The 21,305-nt window shown below is 65.9% G+C and carries 34 protein-coding genes; 31 read left to right on the top strand and 3 right to left on the bottom strand.

Annotated elements, in window-relative coordinates; genetic code table 11:
* The first annotated feature begins 40 nt into the window (after window positions 1–40).
* The 31 genes from tuf (at window position 41) to rplQ (ending at window position 18,179) form a co-directional block, all read left to right on the top strand.
* Window positions 41–1,231 carry an elongation factor Tu gene (gene tuf / locus HUA75_RS39645; protein ID WP_141643990.1) on the top strand — a complete coding sequence of 397 codons (1,191 nt, stop codon included), beginning with the start codon at window positions 41–43 and terminating at the stop codon, window positions 1,229–1,231.
* A gap of 201 nt (window positions 1,232–1,432) precedes the next feature.
* A complete protein-coding gene (rpsJ, locus tag HUA75_RS39640) occupies window positions 1,433–1,741 on the top strand; it encodes a 30S ribosomal protein S10 (RefSeq protein WP_002633608.1) in 309 nt (102 codons plus the stop codon).
* Window positions 1,742–1,794: 53 nt separating this feature from the next.
* Entirely contained in the window at window positions 1,795–2,418 is a 624-nt protein-coding gene (rplD, locus tag HUA75_RS39635; protein ID WP_141643991.1) for a 50S ribosomal protein L4, read from the top strand.
* Window positions 2,415–2,708: a 50S ribosomal protein L23 gene (locus HUA75_RS39630; RefSeq protein ID WP_141643992.1), complete on the top strand. Its 294-nt coding sequence runs from the start codon at window positions 2,415–2,417 to the stop codon at window positions 2,706–2,708. The genes rplD and HUA75_RS39630 overlap by 4 nt, the downstream gene beginning before the upstream one ends.
* A gap of 35 nt (window positions 2,709–2,743) precedes the next feature.
* A complete protein-coding gene (rplB, locus tag HUA75_RS39625; RefSeq protein WP_141643993.1) occupies window positions 2,744–3,589 on the top strand; it encodes a 50S ribosomal protein L2 in 846 nt (281 codons plus the stop codon).
* Window positions 3,590–3,604: 15 nt separating this feature from the next.
* Window positions 3,605–3,892, top strand: coding sequence for a 30S ribosomal protein S19 (rpsS, locus tag HUA75_RS39620; protein WP_046714300.1), 288 nt, complete (start codon window positions 3,605–3,607; stop codon window positions 3,890–3,892).
* A 35-nt stretch (window positions 3,893–3,927) separates the two neighbouring features.
* Window positions 3,928–4,272, top strand: a complete 345-nt coding sequence (rplV, locus tag HUA75_RS39615) for a 50S ribosomal protein L22 (RefSeq protein ID WP_141643994.1) — start codon at window positions 3,928–3,930, stop codon at window positions 4,270–4,272.
* A gap of 40 nt (window positions 4,273–4,312) precedes the next feature.
* Window positions 4,313–4,975 (top strand): 30S ribosomal protein S3, encoded by a 663-nt coding sequence (rpsC, locus tag HUA75_RS39610; protein WP_002633602.1) that lies wholly within the window; start codon window positions 4,313–4,315, stop codon window positions 4,973–4,975.
* A gap of 66 nt (window positions 4,976–5,041) precedes the next feature.
* The gene (gene rplP / locus HUA75_RS39605; protein WP_141643995.1) at window positions 5,042–5,461 is read left to right on the top strand and encodes a 50S ribosomal protein L16; all 420 of its coding nucleotides are present in this window, start codon (window positions 5,042–5,044) and stop codon (window positions 5,459–5,461) included.
* Window positions 5,462–5,504: 43 nt separating this feature from the next.
* A complete protein-coding gene (gene rpmC / locus HUA75_RS39600) occupies window positions 5,505–5,720 on the top strand; it encodes a 50S ribosomal protein L29 (RefSeq protein ID WP_174459337.1) in 216 nt (71 codons plus the stop codon).
* Window positions 5,721–5,812: 92 nt separating this feature from the next.
* Window positions 5,813–6,139 carry a 30S ribosomal protein S17 gene (rpsQ, locus tag HUA75_RS39595; protein WP_174459322.1) on the top strand — a complete coding sequence of 109 codons (327 nt, stop codon included), beginning with the start codon at window positions 5,813–5,815 and terminating at the stop codon, window positions 6,137–6,139.
* A 66-nt stretch (window positions 6,140–6,205) separates the two neighbouring features.
* Complete coding sequence (rplN, locus tag HUA75_RS39590; RefSeq protein WP_046714296.1) at window positions 6,206–6,574, top strand: 50S ribosomal protein L14; 369 nt, start codon at window positions 6,206–6,208, stop codon at window positions 6,572–6,574.
* 46 nt (window positions 6,575–6,620) lie between these two features.
* Window positions 6,621–6,950 (top strand): 50S ribosomal protein L24, encoded by a 330-nt coding sequence (rplX, locus tag HUA75_RS39585; protein ID WP_141643998.1) that lies wholly within the window; start codon window positions 6,621–6,623, stop codon window positions 6,948–6,950.
* 303 nt (window positions 6,951–7,253) lie between these two features.
* Window positions 7,254–7,784, top strand: coding sequence for a 50S ribosomal protein L5 (gene rplE, locus HUA75_RS39580; RefSeq protein ID WP_174459338.1), 531 nt, complete (start codon window positions 7,254–7,256; stop codon window positions 7,782–7,784).
* A 26-nt stretch (window positions 7,785–7,810) separates the two neighbouring features.
* On the top strand, window positions 7,811–7,996 hold the full coding sequence (locus tag HUA75_RS39575) for a type Z 30S ribosomal protein S14 (RefSeq protein ID WP_015350175.1): 186 nt from the start codon (window positions 7,811–7,813) through the stop codon (window positions 7,994–7,996).
* Between the two features lie 191 nt (window positions 7,997–8,187).
* Complete coding sequence (gene rpsH / locus HUA75_RS39570; protein ID WP_174489406.1) at window positions 8,188–8,592, top strand: 30S ribosomal protein S8; 405 nt, start codon at window positions 8,188–8,190, stop codon at window positions 8,590–8,592.
* A 64-nt stretch (window positions 8,593–8,656) separates the two neighbouring features.
* Complete coding sequence (gene rplF, locus HUA75_RS39565; protein ID WP_141644001.1) at window positions 8,657–9,223, top strand: 50S ribosomal protein L6; 567 nt, start codon at window positions 8,657–8,659, stop codon at window positions 9,221–9,223.
* Window positions 9,224–9,331: 108 nt separating this feature from the next.
* Window positions 9,332–9,688, top strand: coding sequence for a 50S ribosomal protein L18 (gene rplR, locus HUA75_RS39560; RefSeq protein ID WP_141644002.1), 357 nt, complete (start codon window positions 9,332–9,334; stop codon window positions 9,686–9,688).
* Between the two features lie 19 nt (window positions 9,689–9,707).
* Window positions 9,708–10,229 carry a 30S ribosomal protein S5 gene (gene rpsE / locus HUA75_RS39555; protein ID WP_046714290.1) on the top strand — a complete coding sequence of 174 codons (522 nt, stop codon included), beginning with the start codon at window positions 9,708–9,710 and terminating at the stop codon, window positions 10,227–10,229.
* A 2-nt stretch (window positions 10,230–10,231) separates the two neighbouring features.
* Complete coding sequence (gene rpmD / locus HUA75_RS39550; protein ID WP_141644003.1) at window positions 10,232–10,501, top strand: 50S ribosomal protein L30; 270 nt, start codon at window positions 10,232–10,234, stop codon at window positions 10,499–10,501.
* Window positions 10,502–10,520: 19 nt separating this feature from the next.
* Complete coding sequence (rplO, locus tag HUA75_RS39545; protein WP_141644004.1) at window positions 10,521–11,048, top strand: 50S ribosomal protein L15; 528 nt, start codon at window positions 10,521–10,523, stop codon at window positions 11,046–11,048.
* Between the two features lie 134 nt (window positions 11,049–11,182).
* On the top strand, window positions 11,183–12,529 hold the full coding sequence (gene secY, locus HUA75_RS39540) for a preprotein translocase subunit SecY (protein ID WP_141644005.1): 1,347 nt from the start codon (window positions 11,183–11,185) through the stop codon (window positions 12,527–12,529).
* Window positions 12,530–12,692: 163 nt separating this feature from the next.
* Window positions 12,693–13,346: an adenylate kinase gene (locus HUA75_RS39535; RefSeq protein WP_141644006.1), complete on the top strand. Its 654-nt coding sequence runs from the start codon at window positions 12,693–12,695 to the stop codon at window positions 13,344–13,346.
* 97 nt (window positions 13,347–13,443) lie between these two features.
* Window positions 13,444–14,202 (top strand): type I methionyl aminopeptidase, encoded by a 759-nt coding sequence (gene map, locus HUA75_RS39530; protein WP_174489405.1) that lies wholly within the window; start codon window positions 13,444–13,446, stop codon window positions 14,200–14,202.
* A 151-nt stretch (window positions 14,203–14,353) separates the two neighbouring features.
* A complete protein-coding gene (infA, locus tag HUA75_RS39525; protein ID WP_002614803.1) occupies window positions 14,354–14,572 on the top strand; it encodes a translation initiation factor IF-1 in 219 nt (72 codons plus the stop codon).
* 75 nt (window positions 14,573–14,647) lie between these two features.
* Entirely contained in the window at window positions 14,648–14,764 is a 117-nt protein-coding gene (rpmJ, locus tag HUA75_RS39520) for a 50S ribosomal protein L36 (protein ID WP_002633586.1), read from the top strand.
* 54 nt (window positions 14,765–14,818) lie between these two features.
* Window positions 14,819–15,202, top strand: coding sequence for a 30S ribosomal protein S13 (gene rpsM / locus HUA75_RS39515; RefSeq protein WP_141644008.1), 384 nt, complete (start codon window positions 14,819–14,821; stop codon window positions 15,200–15,202).
* 62 nt (window positions 15,203–15,264) lie between these two features.
* A complete protein-coding gene (gene rpsK / locus HUA75_RS39510) occupies window positions 15,265–15,705 on the top strand; it encodes a 30S ribosomal protein S11 (RefSeq protein ID WP_141644009.1) in 441 nt (146 codons plus the stop codon).
* A gap of 71 nt (window positions 15,706–15,776) precedes the next feature.
* Complete coding sequence (gene rpsD, locus HUA75_RS39505) at window positions 15,777–16,403, top strand: 30S ribosomal protein S4 (RefSeq protein WP_141644010.1); 627 nt, start codon at window positions 15,777–15,779, stop codon at window positions 16,401–16,403.
* Between the two features lie 157 nt (window positions 16,404–16,560).
* Window positions 16,561–17,583 (top strand): DNA-directed RNA polymerase subunit alpha, encoded by a 1,023-nt coding sequence (locus tag HUA75_RS39500; protein WP_141644011.1) that lies wholly within the window; start codon window positions 16,561–16,563, stop codon window positions 17,581–17,583.
* Window positions 17,584–17,765: 182 nt separating this feature from the next.
* On the top strand, window positions 17,766–18,179 hold the full coding sequence (rplQ, locus tag HUA75_RS39495; protein ID WP_141644012.1) for a 50S ribosomal protein L17: 414 nt from the start codon (window positions 17,766–17,768) through the stop codon (window positions 18,177–18,179).
* 102 nt (window positions 18,180–18,281) lie between these two features.
* Here the strand turns inward: rplQ and HUA75_RS39490 are convergent, their stop codons facing one another.
* The 3 genes from HUA75_RS39490 to HUA75_RS39480 all read right to left on the bottom strand — a co-directional run bounded on the left by HUA75_RS39490 (window position 18,282) and on the right by HUA75_RS39480 (window position 21,166).
* Window positions 18,282–18,866, bottom strand: a complete 585-nt coding sequence (locus tag HUA75_RS39490; RefSeq protein ID WP_246137287.1) for a hypothetical protein — start codon at window positions 18,864–18,866, stop codon at window positions 18,282–18,284.
* Between the two features lie 111 nt (window positions 18,867–18,977).
* Window positions 18,978–20,366, bottom strand: coding sequence for a tetratricopeptide repeat protein (locus HUA75_RS39485; RefSeq protein WP_174489404.1), 1,389 nt, complete (start codon window positions 20,364–20,366; stop codon window positions 18,978–18,980).
* Between the two features lie 11 nt (window positions 20,367–20,377).
* A complete protein-coding gene (locus tag HUA75_RS39480) occupies window positions 20,378–21,166 on the bottom strand; it encodes a 1-acyl-sn-glycerol-3-phosphate acyltransferase (protein WP_174477769.1) in 789 nt (262 codons plus the stop codon).
* Window positions 21,167–21,305: the final 139 nt, after the last annotated feature.

Below are 21,305 nucleotides of genomic sequence, written 5' to 3'. Positions count from 1 at the left end.
CCGGGTGGTTGACCGGCTCAGCCCCGGTTGAGGAGTTGTCATGGCCAAGGAAAAGTTCGAGCGTAACAAGCCCCACGTGAACATCGGCACGATCGGACACGTGGACCACGGCAAGACGTCGCTGACGGCGGCCATCACGAAGGTGCTGGCGAAGACCGGCGGCGCCACGTTCCTGGCGTACGACCAGATCGACAAGGCGCCGGAAGAGCGTGAGCGCGGCATCACCATCTCCACGGCGCACGTGGAGTACCAGACGAAGAACCGGCACTACGCGCACGTGGATTGCCCGGGTCACGCCGACTACGTGAAGAACATGATCACGGGCGCGGCGCAGATGGACGGCGCGATTCTCGTGGTCTCGGCCGCGGACGGCCCGATGCCCCAGACGCGTGAGCACATCCTGCTGGCGCGCCAGGTCGGTGTCCCGTATATCGTGGTCTTCCTGAACAAGGTGGACCTGCTGGACGACCCCGAGCTGCGCGAGCTCGTGGAGATGGAAGTCCGGGACCTGCTGAAGAAGTACGACTTCCCGGGCGACTCGATTCCCATCGTCCCTGGCTCCGCCATGAAGGCGCTCGAGGGTGATACGAGCGAGGTCGGCGAGGGCGCCATCCTGAAGCTGATGGAGGCGGTGGACAGCTACATTCCGACGCCGCAGCGCGCGACGGACAAGCCCTTCCTGATGCCGGTGGAAGACGTGTTCTCCATCGCCGGCCGTGGAACGGTGGCGACGGGCCGCGTGGAACGTGGCATCATCAAGGTTGGCGAGGAAGTTGAAGTCGTCGGTCTGCGCGATACGCAGAAGACCGTCGTCACGGGCGTGGAGATGTTCCGCAAGCTGCTGGACGAGGGCCGGGCGGGAGACAACATCGGCGCGCTGGTGCGTGGTCTGAAGCGCGAGGACATGGAGCGCGGGCAGGTGCTGGCCAAACCGGGCAGCATCAAGCCGCACACCAAGTTCAAGGCGCAGATCTACGTGCTGTCGAAGGAAGAGGGTGGTCGCCACACCCCGTTCTTCAAGGGATACCGTCCCCAGTTCTACTTCCGCACGACGGACGTGACGGGAACGGTGAAGCTGCCTGAGAACGTGGAAATGGTGATGCCGGGCGACAACATCGCGATCGAGGTGGAGCTCATCACTCCGGTGGCGATGGACAAGGAGCTGCGCTTCGCTGTTCGCGAGGGTGGCCGCACGGTGGGCGCCGGCGTCGTGGCGGAAGTGATCGAGTAGCAGGCCTCCTCCCGGCTCCCATGGACATCCCCTCGGGGAATTTCCAGGGAGCCGGAGGAAATCCAGTTGCATACACCGGGGCGGGATGGTAATCACCGCGCCCCTTCGTTCTGAAGAAACGGCTCTGTGACAACCAGGGGACGTCGGTCGTAGCGCCTCCCGGGGCGTTGGCACAAAGTTCGTTCTAAGAGGTTCTTGCGAATGGCGACACAGAAGATCCGCATCCGGCTGAAGGCATACGACTCGAAGCTCCTGGACCAGAGCGCGGGTGAGATCGTCGAGACGGCCAAGCGCACGGGCGCGAAGGTGGCCGGTCCGATCCCCCTTCCTACGCGCATCAACAAGTTCACGGTGCTGCGTTCGCCGCACGTGGACAAGAAGAGCCGCGAGCAGTTCGAGATCCGCACGCACAAGCGCCTGCTCGATATTCTCGAGCCCACGCAGCAGACGCTGGATGCGCTCATGAAGCTGGATCTGTCGGCCGGCGTTGACGTCGAGATCAAGTCCTAGGAAGCGGGTGGGCGTCCGAGTGGTTTCACTCCGACCCCCGCGAGGAAAGTGCCATGGCGAAGTTTGACGTTGTCGACCTCGATTTGAAGAAGGTGTCGGAGATTGAGCTCTCCGACGACATCTTCGGCGCTGAGCCGAACGCGCACCTCTTTTACGAGGTCGCGAAGATGCAGCAGATCAACCGGCGTCGCGGCACGGTGGGTGTGAAGAACACCTCGCTAGTCAGCGGCGGCGGCAAGAAGCCCTGGAAGCAGAAGGGCACCGGCCGCGCCCGCCAGGGTTCCATCCGCGCTTCCCACTGGGTGGGCGGCGGCAAGGCGATGGCTCCCAAGGCTCGCGACTACTTCTACCGCCCGCCCCGCAAGGTGCGTCGCGGCGCGCTGAAGTCGGCGCTGTCCCTGCGCGCCAAGGAGAAGACGCTCATCATCCTGAGCGGGTTCTCCCTGGACGCCCCCAAGAGCAAGCAGGCCTTCGAGGCGCTCACCAAGCGCCTGAAGCTGCAGAACGCTCTGGTGGTGGACGAGAAGAGCAACACCAACCTGCACCGCAGCGTGCGGAACCTGGCGAAGTTCGACGTGCTTCCTCCCGAGGGTCTCAACCTCGAGGCCGTTCTGAAGCACTCGCACCTCGTGCTCACCTCCGCGGCCGCGAAGACCCTCGAGGGGGCGCTCTCATGAATCTCAGCGACGTCATCAAGGGCCCGCTCATCACCGAGAAGCTGGACAAGGCCCGCGAGAAGTTCCGCCAGTACTCGTTCATCGTGGACCGCAAGGCCACCAAGCACGACGTGGCTCGCGCGGTGGAGACGCTGTTCAAGGTCACCGTCGAGGGCGTCAACACGAACGTCGTTCGCGGCAAGATCAAGCGCGTGGGTCGGAGCATCGGCAAGCGGCCCAACTTCAAGAAGGCGGTCGTCACCCTCAAGGAAGGCGACTCGATCGAACTCTTCGAGGGAGGGGCGGCCTGACGCTACGGCGTTGAGGTCAGCCTGAGGAACACACCATGGGCATCAAGAAGTACAAGCCGACAAGCGCCGCCCGCCGTCACATGACGGTGTCCGATTTCGCGGACATCACCAAGGACGCGCCCGAGAAGAAGCTGACCGAGCCGCTGAAGCGCTCGGGTGGCCGCAACGTGCACGGACACATCACCCGGCGTCACCAGGGTGGTGGTCACAAGCGCCGCTACCGCGTCATCGACTTCAAGCGTCGTGACAAGGACGGCGTGCCGGCCAAGGTCACCGCGGTGGAGTACGACCCGAACCGCACCGCCAACATCGCCCTGCTGACGTACGCGGACGGTGAGAAGCGCTACATCCTGGCCCCGGTGGGCCTGAATGTGGGCGACACGGTGTTCGCCGGCGAGACCGCCGACATCCGTCCGGGCAACTCCCTGCCGCTGCAGAACATCCCGGTGGGTACCATCATCCACAACGTGGAGCTGAAGCCGGGCCGTGGCGCCCAGGTCATCCGCTCCGCGGGAACCTCCGGACAGCTGATGGCGAAGGAGGGCCGCTACGCGCAGGTGCGTATGCCTTCTGGAACCGTCCGCATGGTCCTCATCGAGTGCCGCGCCACCGTGGGCCAGGTGGGTAACATCGAGCACGAGATCATCCGCATCGGTAAGGCGGGTAAGAGCCGCTGGCTGGGCATCCGCCCGACGGTTCGTGGTCTCGCGATGAACCCCGTGGACCACCCGCACGGTGGTGGTGAGGGTAAGTCCGGTCAGGGCAACCCGCACCCGGTGTCGCCGTGGGGCAAGAAGACCAAGGGTCTGACCACGCGCACCAACAAGCGTACTGACAAGTTCATCGTGAGCGGCCGCCGCCAGGGCGCGCGCAGCCAGTAAGAGGATTCGCAAGCCATGGCTCGTTCGATCAAGAAGGGTCCGTTCGTCGACGACTTCCTCGTCAAGAAGATCGAGGACATGATCAAGACGAACAAGAAGACTGTCGTGAAGACGTGGTCCCGCCGCTCCACCATCCTTCCGGAGTTCGTGGGTCACACCTTCGCGGTGCACAACGGGAAGAAGTTCATCCCGGTGTTCGTCACGGAGAACATGGTGGGCCACAAGCTCGGCGAGTTCGCCCCGACGCGTACGTTCGGTGGACACTCGGCGGAGAAGAAGGTCGCCAAGGCCCCGGGCAAGTAGCCTGGCGCATTGCCTGAGAGCCTGAGGAGATGACCATGGAGTCGACTGCACATCTGCGTTTCCTGCGCATGAGCCCCCGCAAGCTGTCCGTCGTTGCGGCGCTCATCCGGGGCAAGCCCGTCGAGGCTGCCCTCAACATCCTGAAGTTCACCAAGCGCGCCGCGGCCCTGCCGGTGGAGAAGCTCATCAAGAGCGCCGTGGCCAACGCGACGGACCTGTCCAAGGGTCAGGTCGACGTGGACACGCTCTACGTCAAGACCATCTCGGTGGACCAGGGTCCTACCCAGCGCCGGTTCATGCCGCGCGCCATGGGTCGGGCCACCCCGATCAAGAAGAAGACCGCCCACGTCCATGTGGTGCTGGCCGAGGCCAAGAAGTAGGACCCGTCGGGCCCAGCCCGGACGTTCAAGGAGATTCACGTTGGGACAGAAAGTTCATCCGATCGGGTTCCGGCTTGGCGTCATCAAGACCTGGGACTCCAAGTGGTTCGAGCACAAGAACTACGCGCAGTGGCTCCATGAAGACATCCGCATCCGCGAGTTCGTGAAGAAGTCGCTGAACCACGCGGGCGTGTCCAAGGTGGAGATCGAGCGCGCAGCCAACAAGGTGAAGGTCAACGTCCACACCGCGCGTCCGGGTATCGTCATCGGCAAGCGTGGCGCGGGCATCGAGACGGTGAAGAAGGACCTCCAGCAGTTCACGAAGAACGAGGTCTTCCTCAACATCGTCGAGGTCCGCAAGGCGGAGACCGACGCGCAGCTGGTGGCGGAGAACATCGCCACGCAGCTCGAGCGTCGCATCGCGTTCCGTCGCGCCATGAAGAAGGCGCTTCAGACGGCGATGAAGTTCGGAGCCAAGGGCATCCGCGTGGCCTGCTCGGGCCGCCTGGGTGGCGCCGAGATGGCTCGCTACGAGTGGTACCGCGAGGGCCGCGTGCCCCTGCACACCCTCCGCGCGGACATCGACTATGGCTTCGCCGAGGCCAAGACGACCTACGGCAAGATCGGCTGCAAGGTCTGGGTCTGCAAGGGCGAGGTTCTCCCGGGCAAGGGCGGCCAGGCCCCCATGCCTTCCAACCGCTAAGAGCCCTCCCGCTTTGGGCGCTCTCGAGAGAGGGCGCCCGGGGCAGGGCAGTGAAGGACAGCGACGATGCTTCAGCCTGCACGTACGAAGTACCGCAAGATGCACAAGGGCCGCACGCCCGGCGCCGCGCACCGTGGCAGCGACTTGACCTACGGTGAGTTCGGCCTGATGAGCCTGCAGCCGGGGTGGATTACGTCCCGGCAGATCGAGGCGGCTCGTATCGCGATGACCCGCCACGTGAAGCGCGGCGGCAAGATCTGGATCCGAATCTTCCCGGACAAGCCCATCACCAAGAAGCCCGCCGAGACCCGAATGGGTACCGGTAAGGGTGGCGTGGAGTACTACGTCGCGGTGGTGAAGCCCGGCCGCATCCTCTACGAGATGGAGGGGATGACGACCGAGGTGGCCACGGGGGCGCTGAAGCTGGCGCAGGCGAAGCTGCCGGTGCTCACGCGTATCGTGACGCGCACGGACCTGAGCCTCTAGGCACCGCGGCGGGAGCCGCCTTCGGGTGGGCTCCCGCACGCATGTGGAGATAGCAATGGCGACTGCGAAGGAACTGAGGGAGCTGTCGGCGGACGACCTGCAGCGGCGGGCGACGGAACTGCGTGAGACGCTGTTCCAGGACCAGCTCAAGCGGCGGACCGGCTCGCTGGACAGCCCGGCGGAGCGAACCCTGCACCGGCGTGACCTGGCTCGGGTGCTGGCGGTTCTCGGCGAGAAGAAGAAGGCGGCGAAGGCCTAAGGCCGACGTCGCGATTCCTCCAAGCGCGCTCGCCCGGAAGCGGGTGCGTGCGGCCATCCGGGACGCGAGAGCGCCCGGGTGCATGAGAGACAGTGAGAACAAAGATGGCTGAAACGACTGAAGCGCCCAAGGCAGAGACCTCCTCCCGCGGCCGTCCGAAGACGCGCGTGGGAATCGTCACCTCCAACAAGATGCAGAAGACGGTCGTGGTCACCGTCCAGCGCCGGGCTCCCCACCCGAAGTACGGGAAGATCATGAGCCTGCGCGAGAAGTACAAGGCGCACGTGGAGGACCACGACTATCCGAAGAAGATCACCATCAACGAGGGTGATCGGGTCCGGATCGCCGAGACCAAGCCTGCCTCGAAGGACAAGCGGTGGCGTGTGGTCGAGGTGCTGGAGAAGAGCAAGAACGTCTAGCACGCACCTCCACCTGCGCGGCCGTGAGGCGGTGTGGTGGAGTCACCGGCGATAGGAGATTCTCAGATGATTCAGATGACGAGCGTGCTCGACGTGGCGGACAACTCGGGCGCGAAGAAGGTGTTCTGCATCAAGGTGCTCGGCGGTTCGAAGCGCAAGTACGCGTCCATCGGCGACGTCATCGTCGTGTCGATCCGCGAGGCGCTGCCCAACTCGAAGGTGAAGAAGGGTGACGTGGCCAAGGCCGTCATCGTCCGCACCAAGCGCGAGGTGGGTCGTCCCGACGGCAGCTTCATCAAGTTCGATGGCAACTCCGCGGTCCTCATCAACAAGGACATGGAGCCCATTGGTACGCGCATCTTCGGGCCGGTGGCCCGTGAGCTCCGCGCCCGCAAGTTCATGAAGATCATCTCGCTGGCGCCCGAAGTCCTCTGAGAGGACCGCAGGCCGGACGGCGAGCAGCCAGAGAGACGAGGAAGCCATGCAGAAGATGAAAGTGGGAGACACGGTCCAGGTCATGGCCGGGGCCGAAGCCTCCGAGAAGAGTCCTGCGACGAAGCGCGGCAAGGTGCTGAAGATCGACCGCGAGGCGGGTCGCGTGACCGTTGAGGGTCTGCGCCTGGTCAAGCGTCACCAGAAGAAGACGCCCCAGAATCCCGAGGGTGGCATTGTCGAGAAGCCCGGCACCATCGCCCTGGCGAATGTCCAGGTCGTGTGCGCCAAGTGCGACAAGCCGACCCGCGTGGGGGTCAAGACCGAGGGCGAGAAGCTCCAGCGGTTCTGCAAGAACTGCGACGCGCTGATTGACTAGGAGTCCCTGTTGGGGCATGTATGCGCGCCCTTCTGCCCGCCCTGGTGGGCGGGTAGGGGGGAGTGCAGGCAACGAGGGCCTGGGTGGTTCCGGGGCCCTCGCGGTGTTTTCAGTTTCCAGATGAAGGACTGATCGGACGCGCTGGGTCCACAACGGCGCCCCGAAGCAGAGGATACGACGATGGCTGACGAGAAGAAGCCGGACCAGAAGGAAAAGAAGGCGAAGCGGGGCAAGAAGGAAGAGGCCAAGAAGGTTGGCTTCGCGGCGAACATCGAGGAAGGCCTCGAGAGCAAGCCGGCCCGCATGAAGGAGCGCTTCCGCAAGGAAGGGGTGCCCGCCCTGATGAAGGAGCTGGGCCTCAAGAACCCGATGGAGGTTCCGCGTCTCCAGAAGATCGTCGTCAACATGGGTCTCGGCGAGGCGCTCGCCAACAACAAGATCCTGGAGTCAGCGGTGGACCAGCTCGCGGCGATCACGGGTCAGAAGCCCATCGTCACGCGCGCTCGCAAGTCCATCGCGAACTTCAAGCTGCGTCAGGGCCAGGCCATCGGTGCCGCCGTGACGCTGCGTGGTACTCGCATGTACGAGTTCATGGACCGCCTCATCACCGTGGCGCTGCCGCGCGTGCGTGACTTCAAGGGCGTGTCCCCGAAGGCTTTCGACGGGAAGGGCAATTACACGCTCGGCGTGCGCGAGCAGATCATCTTCCCTGAGATCAACTACGACCAGATCGAGAAGGTGAAGGGGCTCAACATCAGCTTCGTCACCACCGCCGCGAACGACGAGCAGGGGTTGGCGCTGATGCGTCACTTCGGCCTGCCGTTCCGTCAGTAAGCCCTCGAGCCAAGGACCTCAAGACAATGGCCAAGCTCTCCAAGATCGCCCAGGCGAAGCGCAAGCCGAAGTTCGCCGTGCGCCAGTACAACCGCTGCCCGCTGTGCGGTCGGCCGCGCGCCTTCCTTCGCAAGTTCAAGATGTGCCGTATCTGCCTGCGCAACCGTGCGCTGCGCGGCGAGATCACCGGCGTCACCAAGTCGTCCTGGTAGCCGGAAGGGCAGGGTGCTGAAGGGCTCGGAAGGGCTCATCGGCACCCTGGGCGCGCTCCGGGAGGAGCTCGCTCAATCGAAGTTTCAACCTCAGCAGTGGCGGTCGGCGCGAACCCCCGGGATGGGCCCGGCAGGCGCGGCGGCCGCGAACGCGAGATGCTCGATGAGGGCTCTTGCTTGGAAGGTAGCTCATGCCGGTCAATGATCCTGTTGGCGACATGCTGACCCGCCTGCGCAATGCTTCGCGCGCGCGTCACGACAAGGTCGTCATTCCCCACTCGAAGCTCAAGCTCGAGATCGTCAAGGTCCTCAAGGATGAGGGCTACATCGGGGAGTTCGCCGTCGCCACCCCCGAGGGCTCGCCGCAGAGCGAGATCACCGTGCAGCTCAAGTACGGTCCGGACCGCAGCCCCGCCATCACCGGCATCCGCCGCGTGTCCAAGCCGGGCCTGCGCCGCTACTGCGGCGTGAGCGACATCCCGCAGGTGCTGGGTGGAATGGGTATCTCCATCCTGTCCACGTCCCGCGGCATCCTGGTGGACTCCGAGGCCCGCAAGCAGAAGGCGGGCGGCGAGCTGCTCTGCACCGTCTACTAGCCAGCTGCCTGGTGGCCGCGCCTCGTGAGAGTGCGCGCCCCGGGCATACAGGACCGAGGCAACCATGAGTCGGATTGGAAAACTGGCGATCAAGCTCGGCGACAAGACGAAGGCCATCGTCGCCGGCCAGCAGGTGAATTTCGAGGGCCCCAAGGGCAAGCTGTCCGTGAAGCTGCCCGCCCGGGTCAAGGTGGAGATCAAGGACGGCCAGGTCAACGTGCTGCGCGAGGATGATTCTCGCGAGGCGCGCAGCCTGCACGGCCTGACCCGCACCATCCTCGCGAACGCGGCGAAGGGCGTGTCCACCGGCTTCGAGAGGAAGCTGGACATCCGCGGCGTTGGTTTCCGCGCCGAGGTGAAGGGCAAGGCCATCCACTTCGCGCTGGGCTACTCACACCCGGTGGTGTTCAACCTGCCGGAGGGTGTGACGGCCGAAGTCGACAAGGCGGCCCGCACCGAGGACAGCCTCCCCACCGTGGGGCTGACGCTCCGCTCGGCGGACAAGGAAGCGCTTGGCGCGACGGCGGTGAACATCCGCTCGTTGCGTCCGCCTGAGCCGTACAAGGGCAAGGGCATCAAGTATTCCGAGGAGCGCATCCGCCGTAAGGAGGGCAAGACCGGAACGACCTAGTCGTTTCGTCTGTCCTGAGGGTTCCCAATCCCGTCGGGCCCGTGGGGTCCGACGGCATCATCCGGCGGCGGAAGTCCGCATCGCCGCCGGAAGGACAAGGAAGCAGCCATGCCGACGAAGATCGATTCCCGTCTCAAGAGGAAGAACCGCATCCGCAAGAAGCTCTCGGGCACCACCGAGCGGCCGCGGCTTTCCGTTTACAAGAGCCTCAAGCACATCTACGCGCAGGTGGTGGACGACACCACTGGCAAGACCCTCGCGTTTGCCTCGTCGCTGTCCAAGGACCTGAAGGGCCAGGACGAAGGCGACAAGAAGGCGGACGCGAAGCGGGTGGGTGCCCTGATCGCGCAGAAGTGCAAGGCTGCCAACGTCGAGGCGGTGGTGTTCGACCGCAACGGCTTCCCCTATCACGGGCGCATCGCCGCCGTGGCTGACGCCGCGCGCGAGGCCGGGCTGAAGTTCTAGCTTTCGAAAGGATTTCCAAGTGGCAACTCCGATCAATCCGAACGATCTGGACCTCACCGACCGCGTGGTGAACATCAACCGCGTGGCCAAGGTCGTGAAGGGCGGCCGCCGGTTCTCGTTCGCCGCCCTGGTGGTGGTGGGCGACGGCGCTGGACACGTGGGCGTCGGCCTGGGCAAGGCCAACGAGGTCCCCGAGGCCATCCGCAAGGGTGGCGAGAACGCGAAGAAGAATCTCTTCCGCGTCCCGCTCATGGGTCACACGATTCCGCACGAGGTGCTCGGGCACTTCGGCGCCGGCTGGGTGCTGTTGAAGCCGGCCAGCGAAGGTACGGGCGTCATCGCCGGTGGCGCGGTGCGCGCGGTTCTTGAGGCGGCGGGCATCCGCAACATCCTGACGAAGAGCCAGGGTTCGCGGAATCCGCACAACGTGCTGAAGGCCACGGTTGCTGGCCTGAAGCTGCTGCGGAGCGCGGCGCAGGTGTCGCGGCTGCGTGGCAAGGACGTCGAGTCGGCGAAGCTCGCCGGGGAGCAGAGGGGCTAGTCATGGCGCTCAAGGTGAAGCTGACGAAGAGCTACGCGGGCGCTTCCGAGGACATGCTGGCCACCATCCGTGGCCTGGGTCTGAAGAAGTTTGGTCAAGAGCGCCTGCTCAAGGACACCCCTGCCATCCGTGGGATGGCGTTCAAGGTGAAGCACCTGGTCTCCCTGGAGACGGTGAGCACCGAGGCGCCGGCGCCGAAGCGCCGCAAGCCGCGCAAGATCGCCCTGCGGGATCGCGCGCGCGCCTACCAGGCCAAGCAGACCAAGGCCTGAGCACGAGAGGACTGAGACAATGAGCACTCTGCACGATTTGAAGCGTCCCTCGCGCTCGTGGCACCGCAAGAAGCGGGTGGGTCGCGGCCAGGGTTCTGGTCTTGGCAAGACGGCCGGCCGTGGTGGCAAGGGTCAGAAGGCCCGTTCCGGCAACATGCGGTTCGAGGGCTTCGAGGGCGGTCAGAGCCCTCTGCAGCGCCGCCTTCCGAAGTTTGGTTTCAACTCCCCCAACCGCACGGTGTACGCGGTGGTGAACCTGTCGGATGTGGACACCCACTTCGACGCGGGCTCCACGGTGGATGAGGCCTCTCTGAAGAAGGTCGGTCTGGTCAAGGGTCGTTACCACGGCGTGAAGCTGCTGGGACACGGCGCGCTGACCAAGAAGGTCACCATCCGTGTCCACAAGGCCTCCGAGGCCGCGAAGTCCGCGGTCGAGAAGGCGGGCGGCGCGGTGGATGTCCTTCCGCTGATGGCCCACAAGCCCGAAGCGGCCGCGAAGGCCCATGCTGGCAAGGGCGTCAAGGCCCCTCGGCAGCCCAAGGCTTGAGCATGTTCGGCGCGCATCACTTGACGGTGGTGCGCGCCATTTCGCTTGTGTAGGCTTCTGCGCCCCTTTCCCGTCCGTGGAACAGGGGCGTTTTGTCGTCCTGGCAGAACCCTCACGAAGAGGATGGCTACCCCGTGGCTCTCAATGCCTTCGCCAACGTCTTCCGCATCGCGGAGCTGCGCAGCCGGCTTGCGTATACGCTAGCCCTGCTGGCCGTCTACCGCATCGGCATCTTCATCAATACGCCCGGCGTGGATCGGGCCGCGATGAACGCCTTCATGGACGCCCAGAAGCAGTCGGGCGGACTGGTGTCGCTGTTCAACCTCTTCTCCGGCGGCGCGCTGGAGCAGATGTCCATCTTCGGATTGGGCATCATGCCTTACGTCAGCGCCTCCATCATCATGCAGCTGCTGGCGGTGGTCATCCCCAGCCTGGAGCGGCTGCAGAAGGAGGGCGCCGCGGGGCGGCAGAAGATCAATCAGTACACCCGCTACGGCACCATCGTCCTCTCCGTCATCCAGGGTATCGGAATCTCCCGGTGGCTGGCGTCCCTGGGGCGCTCCGACGGGGGCCAGAGTGGCTTCAACCAGGTGGTGGTTCCGGACGACAGCGTCTGGTTCACCTTCATGACGGTCATCAGCCTGACGGCTGGTACGGCGTTCATCATGTGGCTGGGTGAGCGCATCACCGAGCGTGGCATCGGCAACGGCATCTCGCTCATCATCTTCGCGGGCATCGTCGCTGGCGTGCTCCCGGGCGCCAAGTCGCTGCTGGACCTGACGCGGCAGGAAGTCATCGCGGTGGCCGAGGTCCTGGCGCTGCTGGTCTTCATGCTCCTCATCATCGCGGTGGTGGTCTATGTGGAGCGCGGCATGCGCCGCATCCCCATCCAGTACGCCAAGCGCATGGCGGGGCGCCGGATGTTCGCGGGCCAGGCCACGTACTTCCCGATGAAGGTCAACACCGCTGGCGTCATCCCTCCCATCTTCGCGGGCGCGGTGCTGTCGTTCCCGGCCACGCTGGGCACGTGGTTCCCGTTCCTGCAGGACCTGCAGCGCGCCATCGAAGGCAACCTGTGGATCTACAACGGCCTCTTCGTGCTGATGGTCATCTTCTTCGCCTACTTCTACACGGCGCTGACCTTCCGGCCGGATGACGTGGCGGACAACATCAAGAAGCAGGGCGGCTACATCCCGGGCATTCGTCCGGGTCGTCAGACGGCGGAGTTCATCGAGCGAGTGCTGAACCGGCTCACGTTCGGTGGTGCGCTGTACCTGGCGGTCATCTGTGTGATTCCATCCGTCATCAGCGGCATGCTCAACGTTCGCTTCACCTTCGGCGGCACCGCGCTGCTGATCGTGGTGGGCGTGGCGCTGGACACGGTGCAGCAGATCGAGGGTCACCTCATCAGCCGCAACTACGAAGGCTTCGCCGGGCCGCGTGGCCCCCGCATCCGCGGCCGGGTGCGCGTGGCGGCCTGAGTCACGACGTTCCACGTCCCGGGCGCCTCTCCCCGTCGTGGGGAGGGGCGCCTCGTCGTTCCGGGATGGAGTCGTTCAAGGTATTCGGTGGTGCACATGGGGGGCGCTTGGAAGCTTCGTGGCCGACGACTTCCGTGCCTTCCTTGGGAGCTGAGAGGAGCACATGAACCTGATCCTGTTGGGACCGCCGAACGCGGGGAAGGGTACCCAGGCGAAGAAGCTCTTCGCCGACTTCCACATCCCGCAGATCTCCACCGGTGACATTCTCCGCAAGGCAGTGGCGGAGGGGACGGAGCTGGGGAAGGTCGCGGGTCCGTTGATGGCGGCGGGCCAGTACGTGCCTGACGAAGTCGTCATCGGTATCGTCGAGGAGCGCTTGAAGCAGTCAGACGTGGCCCAGGGCTTCGTGCTGGATGGCTTCCCGCGCACGCCGGGCCAGGCTGACGCGCTGGAAAGGATGCTGGGGCGGCTGGGCAAGCAGCTCGACGCGGTCGTCTCGCTCGAGGTGCCGCACACGACGCTGGTGGAGCGTGGCTCCGGCCGGCGCGTCTGCCCCGTGGATGGCAGCGTCTACCACGTGGATCAGAGCCCGCCGAAGCGCGCGGGGTACTGTGACAAGTGCGGCACAGGGCTGGTGCAGCGTCCGGATGACATGCCAGACGTCATCGAGAAGCGCCTCCAGAAGTACGACGCGGAGACGGCCCCGCTGAAGGCCTTCTACGCGAAGAAGGGCGTGCTCAAGAGCGTGGACGGTGTGGGCTCGCCAGACGGCATCTACGAGGAGATCAAGAGCGCCGCGGGTCGGGGCAAGGTCTGATGGCCGGACGGGCCGGCGAGCGGACGTTGGGCGCTTGCGGCGCCCATTGCCGCTTGCCACCCGTTCTCCGTGCGCGGATGGCGCGCACGGAGCGCTGATGAGCCAGGTGGCGATCAAATCTCGGGACGAGATTGCCCTCATGCGCCAGGCGGGTCGGATTGTCTCCGACGTCCTGGACGCGCTGGAAAAGGCGGTAGCTCCGGGAATCAGCACCTGGGACTTGGATGCCCTGGCGGAGAGGCTGACAGCGGAGCGGGGCGCCAGGCCGGCGTTCAAGGGCTACCTCGGCTTTCCGTGTGTGCTATGTGCCTCCATCAACGATGAGGTGGTCCACGGCATCCCCAGCAAGCGGCGGAAGCTGGCCGAGGGCGACCTCATGAAGCTCGATTTCGGGGTGTCGTACCGGGGGTGGTTCGGGGACGCGGCCAGGACGGTGGCGGTGGGAAAGGTGTCGGCCGAGGCCAGGTCCCTGTTGGACACGACGCGTGAGTCCCTCCACAAGGCCATCCAGGCCATGAAGCCGGGCAACCGGTTGGGGGATATCGGGCATGCCGTCCAGCGGCACGTGGAGGCTCGGGGGTACGCTGTCGTCCGGGATTTTACCGGCCATGGGATTGGCCGGAAGCTCCATGAGTTCCCCCACGTGCCCAACCATGGGCAGGCGGGGGCGGGGATGAAGCTCCGGTCGGGGATGGTCCTCGCGGTGGAGCCGATGGTGAACCAGGGAACCCACGAGGTGGAGCTCCTGGACGATGACTGGACGGCGGTGACGGCGGACCGGAAGTTGTCCGCCCACTTCGAGCACACCATCCTCATCACGGATGGCGGAGCCGAGGTGCTCACCCGAGGGGCGTGAAGGGGCCGGGACTGCGGGTGAAATATGAGCGTGTTATGGTGGGTTGGTAGGAATCCGAGTTTTCCCGCGCGGGACGCTTGCCACTTGCGGACCAAAGTGATAATCCGCCGCGCTTCCAGAAGGTTCGTGGTCCGGGAAGAGGGTTTGACGCTTGCCGAAGGATGATTCCATCGAAGTTGAGGGGACGGTGATGGAGCCCCTCCCCAACGCGATGTTCCGCGTGGTGCTGGATAATGGCCACAAGGTGCTCGCGCACATCTCGGGCAAGATGAGGATGCACTTCATCCGCATCCTCCCGGGAGACAAGGTGAAGGTCGAACTGTCTCCGTACGACCTGACGCGCGGACGGATCACGTACCGGGCGAAGTAGAAAAGGGCGCCGCTCTGGGACTAGGGTGGCGACCCTCATGGCTTTTCATCTGTTCGAAGGAAGGAAGTTCGCTCCATGAAGGTTCGGGCGTCCGTCAAGAAGATCTGCGACAAGTGCAAGGTTGTTCGCCGCAAGGGCATCGTGCGCGTGATTTGCGCTTCCAACCCCCGGCACAAGCAGCGCCAGGGCTAACCGCCGACAGGCTGTTGGCTCCAGACCAACTCCACTCCAGAAGGAAGACCGAAGATGGCTCGTATCGCCGGCATCGACCTGCCGCCCAACAAGCGCGCCGTGATCTCGCTTCAGTACATCTACGGGATCGGCAACAAGTCCGCGCAAGACATCATCGAGGCGGCGGGCATCGATCCCACCACCCGGACCAAGGACCTCACCGAGGACCAGGCTCGCAAGATCCGTGAGATCATCGAGGCCAGCTACAAGGTCGAGGGTGACCTCCGGCGTGAAGTGACGATGAACATCAAGCGCCTGATGGATCTGGGCTGCTACCGGGGTCTCCGTCACCGCAAGGGCCTGCCTGTCCGTGGCCAGCGCACCCACACCAACGCGCGTACCCGCAAGGGTCCCAAGCGCGGCATCGTTCGGGCGAAGCCGGCCGCTCCGGCTCGGTAAACCGCAGCGCCGGCCCGTGAGGTGCCGGCGTCGATCACCTCCTCTCAGGAGCAGCAACTCACATGGCTGACGAGACCAATACTTCGGCTGCGGCGCCCACGGGCACCGAGGGCGAGGCCCCTGCCGCGAAGAAGGCCAAGCGCAAGGGCAAGAAGAGCATTCTCAATGGCGTGGTCCACATCCAGTCCACGTTCAACAACACCATCATCACGATCACGGACGTGTCCGGGAACGTGATCTCCTGGTCCTCGGCCGGGGCGCGTGGCTTCAAGGGAAGCCGCAAGTCCACCCCGTTCGCCGCTCAGGTGGCCGCCGGTGATGCCGCGGCGAAGGCGATGGAGCACGGGCTGAAGAACGTGTCCGTGTTCGTGAAGGGTCCGGGCGCGGGCCGTGAGTCGGCGCTGCGCGCGCTGGCCGCCGCCGGTCTGAAGATCAACCTCATCCGCGACGTGACGCCCATCCCGCACAACGGGTGCCGTCAGGCCAAGCGCCGCCGCGTCTAACCCCTTCGTCCGGGCCGCCCTTCGCGCCACCGGCGTGGGGGCGGCTCCAGATCACCTTTAAGGAGAAGTCTGTGGCCCGTTACACCGCGAGCGCTTGCCGTATCTGCCGGCGCGAAAACCTCAAGATGTACCTGAAGGGCGACCGCTGCTACACGGACAAGTGTGCCATCGAGCGCCGCCCGTATCCCCCCGGCCAGCACGGCCAGGGCCGCGTGAAGTTCTCTGGTTACGGCGTGCAGCTGCGCGAGAAGCAGAAGGTCAAGCGCATGTACGGCCTGCTGGAGAACCAGTTCCGCGGCTACTACCACCGCGCGTCCGCCGCCAAGGGCAAGACGGGTGAGAACCTCCTGCAGCAGCTGGAGCTCCGCCTGGACAACGTGGTGTTCCGCATGGGCTTCGCGGATACCCGCAACGAGGCGCGCCAGCTGGTCCGCCACGGCCACTTCCAGGTGAACGGCCGCAAGGTCAACATCCCCTCGTTCTCCATCAAGCCCGGCACGTCCGTCGAGGTCGTGGAGAAGAGCCGCAAGGTGCTCCGTATCTCCGAGGCGCTGGAGACGGTGGACCGCCGTGGCGTTCCGCAGTGGATCGACCTGGACAAGAAGTCGTTCAAGGGCACGGTTCGCACGGTCCCCAACCGCGAGGACCTGACCATGCCCATCCAGGAGCAGCTCATCGTGGAGCTCTACTCCAAGTAATCGCCGCGCCAGGCCAATTCGGGCCTGGACGACGTACTCAACGCCCTGGCCGACGAGGCCGGGGCGTCGTGCTTTATCGCAGTCCCCTACGTGGCCATCCTCCCGCCCTTCCGGTGGGTAAGTCGGTGGTGGCGCACGTCTCGAGGAGTCGTACACCATGGCTGATACGTACATTGCGAAGAACTGGCGTGACCTCATCAAGCCGCGCCGCATGGAGGTGGACCAGGACAGCCTGACGCCCACCTACGGGAAGTTCATCGCGGAGCCGCTGGAGCGTGGTTTCGGTACCACCCTGGGCAACTCGCTGCGCCGGGTGCTCCTGTCGTCGCTGCAGGGCGCGGCCATCACCTCGGTGAAGATCGAGGGCGTGGACCACGAGTTCACCACCATCCCCGAGGTGTCCGAGGACGTCACGGACGTCGTGCTGAACCTGAAGGAAGTCCTCCTTCGGATGCACACGAACGAGCCGAAGACGCTGCGCATCGAGGCGGAAGGGCCCAAGGAAGTGAAGGCGGGCGACCTCATCACCGACGCCGACGTGGAGATCCTCAACCCGGGTCACCACATCTGCACCATCTCCGAGGGTGGCAAGCTCCGCATGGAGCTGACGTGCCGCCGCGGCCGTGGCTACGTGCCGGCCAACTCGAACAAGGTGATCGGCGCGCCCATCGGCACCATCCCCATCGACTCGCTGTTCTCGCCCACCCGCAAGGTGAACTACCAGGTCACCAACGCGCGCGTCGGTCAGGTCACCGACTTCGACAAGCTGTCGCTCGAGGTCTGGACGGACGGCTCGGTGTCCCCTCAGGACGCGGTGGCGTACGCGGCGAAGATCATCAAGGAGCAGCTCACCGTCTTCGTGAACTTCGACGAGACGGAGGAGCCGGTCATCGCCGAGGCGCCGAAGGAAGAGGCGAAGCTGAACGAGAACCTGTTCCGCTCGGTGGATGAGCTGGAGCTGTCGGTGCGTTCCGCCAACTGCCTGCAGCAGGCGAACATCAAGACCATCGGCGACCTGGTGCAGCGCACCGAGGCCGAGATGCTCAAGACGAAGAACTTCGGCCGCAAGTCGCTGAAGGAGATCAAGGAGATCCTCGCGGAGATGGGCCTGTCGCTCGGCATGAAGCTCGAGAACTGGCCCCCGAAGCAGGCTCCGGCCCCGGCGGCGCCGAAGGCGTAGAGTCTTCGTGGTACTTTCCTCCGTGCCCGCGACATGGCAGCACGCGGCGCGGAGGGAAGGGGACTGGTGCGGTTGACCAGGCCCAACCAGCAGTGGCGAGCCTCGTGTCGGGTTCGCCCTTCCCACCCGGTACCTGATACGGCCGGAGTGGTGGCCCCCACGCGGGGACCCGGAGCACGACGATGCGTCACAAGGTCGGACAACGAAAGCTGCACCGCACCACGAGCCACCGGCTCGCGATGCTCAACAACATGGTCACCTCGCTGCTCGAGCACCAGGCCATCCGCACCACGGTTCCCAAGGCCAAGGAGGCCCGGAAGCTGGCGGAGCGCATCATCACGCTGGGTAAGCGTGGTGGGCTCTCCAACGTGCGTCTGGCGGCTCGGACGGTGAAGGACCGCGACGTGCTGCAGAAGGTCTTCAGCGAGTACAAGGACCGCTACGCCACGCGTCCCGGCGGCTACACCCGCATCATCCGCCTCGGCTTCCGCCGGGGTGATGCCGCGGAGATGGCGCTGCTGGAGCTGGTGGACCGGCCCGAGAAGAAGGCCACGCCCGCCGCCGACGCTCCCGCCGAAGAGACCAAGGCCGAGTAAGGCCCGTCTCCATGCCCCTTCGTGAGGAGGGGCTGGTGGAAACGCAGAGGGCGCTCTTCCCGTGGGGAAGGGCGCCCTTCGTGTTTGCGGGGCTTCACGGAGCTACTTCGGTCCGAGCAGGCGCTTCCACTCGTTGAGCAGGTCCTCGGTGAGGTTCGCGCTGTCGTCGCTGCTGCGCATCTCCAGCGTGTTGAAGCGCAGGTCCGCGGGGGCGGCGCCGCTGGTGCCCATGAGCTGCTTGGGGGTGATGGTGATGAACTCACCAGCGCCCACCGAAGGCACGGCGGCGCGGTACTGGCCGTTGACGATGAGGGTGACGTCCTTCCACGCCTCCTTGCTCTCGTTCCAGATGGTGATGGAGGGCCGGTCCAACTTGTCGCTGAGCACCAGCCGCGCGTCCATGTCCCCTGTCTGAACGGAGCTGCCGGGGCAGGCGATGGCGAAGCTCGCCACCGTCAACGCCAGCCACCCGGCGACGATGGACGCCTTGTACTTGAAGAAGCGATCCCGCTGACGGAAGTCGCCCGCGAACTCCTTCAGGATGGAGAGCGCATTGAGGGCCTGATTGGACGCCTCGCCCGCGAGCCGCTGTCCGAGGGCGCCGTCCTGCTTGCCCTTCTGGAGCGGCGCGGTGCGCGCGGCGGACATCACCCGCAGGGTGCCTGGATCCGTCGGCGTGCGAGGCATGCCTGGACTGCTCGGCGTCCGGGGCTGCGTGCCGGGATTGGTTGCCGTGCGCGGGGACTTGCGGCCATCACTCATCGAGCGCGAAGTGTAGAGGGCACGACCCGTTGGTGGCTACTGGCCCTTGAGGGATTGCAGCGCACGCGAGGCGATGGCGTTCTCCGGCTGCGCCTCCAGCACCTTGGAGAGCCAGCGCTCGGCCTCCTCGGCCGCCGTCTTCCTCACCTGCGGACGCGTGGACTTCATCGATTGTTCGGTGAAGAGCAGCCCCAGCCGCAGCGAGAACTCCACATTCTCCGGGTCCTTTTCGACCACGTAGCGCAGCTCTCGTTCCGCTGCGGGGTAGTCGCCGTCGAGCTGGTACACGAGCGCGAGCTTTCCCCGTGCGGGGATGGAGTCGGGCGACAGGGACACCGCCACGATGAAGGCCTCGCGGGCCGCCGCCAGGTCCCTGCGATCGAGATGCAGGTCACCCAACCGGAACCAGGCCGCGTCCAGCAGCGGATGCAGCGCGACGGCCTTCTCGAACGACGCACGGGCCGCGTCCGGACGCTGACGGGAGGCGTAAAGCTCCCCGAGGTAGAGGTGGTTCTTCCCGTCGCGAGGAGCGCTTTCGATGGCCTGCTTGAACTCGTCCACCGCGCGGCCCGCGTCGTCCAGGCGCTGATAGGCGAGGCCCAGCAGCGAGTGCAGCACCGCCAGGTCCGGGTAGTCGTGCAGCACCTCCTCGAAGGCGAGGATGGCGTGCTGGGGGGCATCCAGGTCGTTCAGGTAGCGCAGGCCCTCTTCGAGCTTGGCCTCGGCTGCCTTGGGGATGCCACCGAAGGGGTCGCTGATCTGCTCCATCAGCGCGCGCGCCGTGGCCACGTCGGACGGGGCGGGCCGGCCTCGGACCACCACGCCCAGGGCCTCCACCGCGCCCGCCGGGTCTCCCGTGCGGTGCAGCGCCTTGGCCAGGGGCAGGCGCCAGGCGGTGCGCTCGGGGGCCAACGCCGCCGCGCGACGCAGGGGCTCCACGGCGGCGGCGTACTGTTCGGACTCCAGGCGGGCGACACCCAGGCGGTGATGGTACTCGGCCGTGTCCGGCGAGAGGGTGATGGCTCGCTCGAAGGCGGTGACTGCCGGCGCGCCGGCGTCCTTCGCCCGGGAGAACAGGGCCAGCCCGAGCATGTACTGGTCCACCGCCCGCTCGCTCGTGGCGATGCGCGCCTGGAGTTCCTCGATCCACGCGTCGGTGCGGCCCGCCTTCACCTGGGCCTCCGTGAGGGTGCGGGCCACGTCCAGGTCCTCGGGGGCCTTCGCGTGCAGGTCCTTCAGGAGTCCGAGCGCCTTCTGCGGCTGGTTCTCCTCCAGGTACGCCCGCGCCCGGGAGCGCTCGTCGGTGGGCCGGGGAGCGCCCGTCGTGGCCGAGGTGGTGTGGCCGCAGCCGGCGGCGAGCAGACCCAGGCCCAGTACGGCGGCGCGGGCCCAGGGGCGAAAGCGGAAGGCGGGAGTCGTCGGCACGGGAGAACGTCTCAGGGAGTGGAGGTGGCGCGGGCGGCGCTGATGCCTTCGAGGCCCGCGGCGGCGACGGAGTCCTCGGGGTCGCCACCCTTGCCGCCCAGCGCGAGGCTGTCGGCGATGATGACCTCTCGCACGGCGCGGGCGAGGCCCTCCCGGTCATTCTCCGCGAAGCCCGTGGTGTCGATGGGCTTGCCAATCTTCACGCGGATGGGGCCGGGAGTGATGTTCCAGCTGTCCTTGGGCATCAGGCTGCCGGAGCCCTCGATGGTGACGGGGCAGATGGGGACGCGGGCCTTGAGCGCGAGCGCGAAGGGGCCCTTCTTGAAGGGCAGGATGTGGCCGTCCGGGGAGCGAGTGCCCTCGGGGTACAGGAAGATGCTCGTCCCGCCGCGAATCTTCGCCGCCGCCGCGTCCAGAGAGGCGATGGCCTTGGAGCGGTTGCTCCGGTTGACGAAGACGTGACCGGCGAGCGCGAGATACCAGCCGATGAACGGCACCCACTTGAGCTGGTCCTTCGCCACGTAACGGAACGGCACGGGCACGGCCATGAAGTGCGCCGGGATGTCGATGGTGGACTGGTGGTTGGCCACGTAGATGGTGGCCCGCTGCGGGTCCACGTTCTCCTGACCCAGGACCTCCAGCTTCGCGCCACCCGCCCAGAGCAACACCGGGGACCAGATCCTGCGAGCCACCCAGACGGAGTTGGCCGGCCTCAACGTCAACACCATCGCCAGGATGGCCAGGACGAAGCTGATGGGGGTCCACACGCCCGCCGTCACGACACAGAAGAGCTTACGCATCCCTCAGCCCCCTCCTCGGGGCCGGTTCGTCGGGCCGACGGAAGTCGCGGCCCGAGGGCAGCCCCGAGGCCAGATGTCCTGTCCCGGACGGCCGGACAGGCGGCCGCACCCCGGGAGGTGGCGGCGCCCAGGGGCGCGG

Source organism: Myxococcus sp. CA040A (assembly GCF_013336725.1).
GTDB classification, from domain to species: domain Bacteria; phylum Myxococcota; class Myxococcia; order Myxococcales; family Myxococcaceae; genus Myxococcus; species Myxococcus llanfairpwllgwyngyllgogerychwyrndrobwllllantysiliogogogochensis.
The sequence above is the reverse complement of the archived record's forward strand: the minus strand, read 5'-3'. Positions and strand labels throughout refer to the sequence as shown.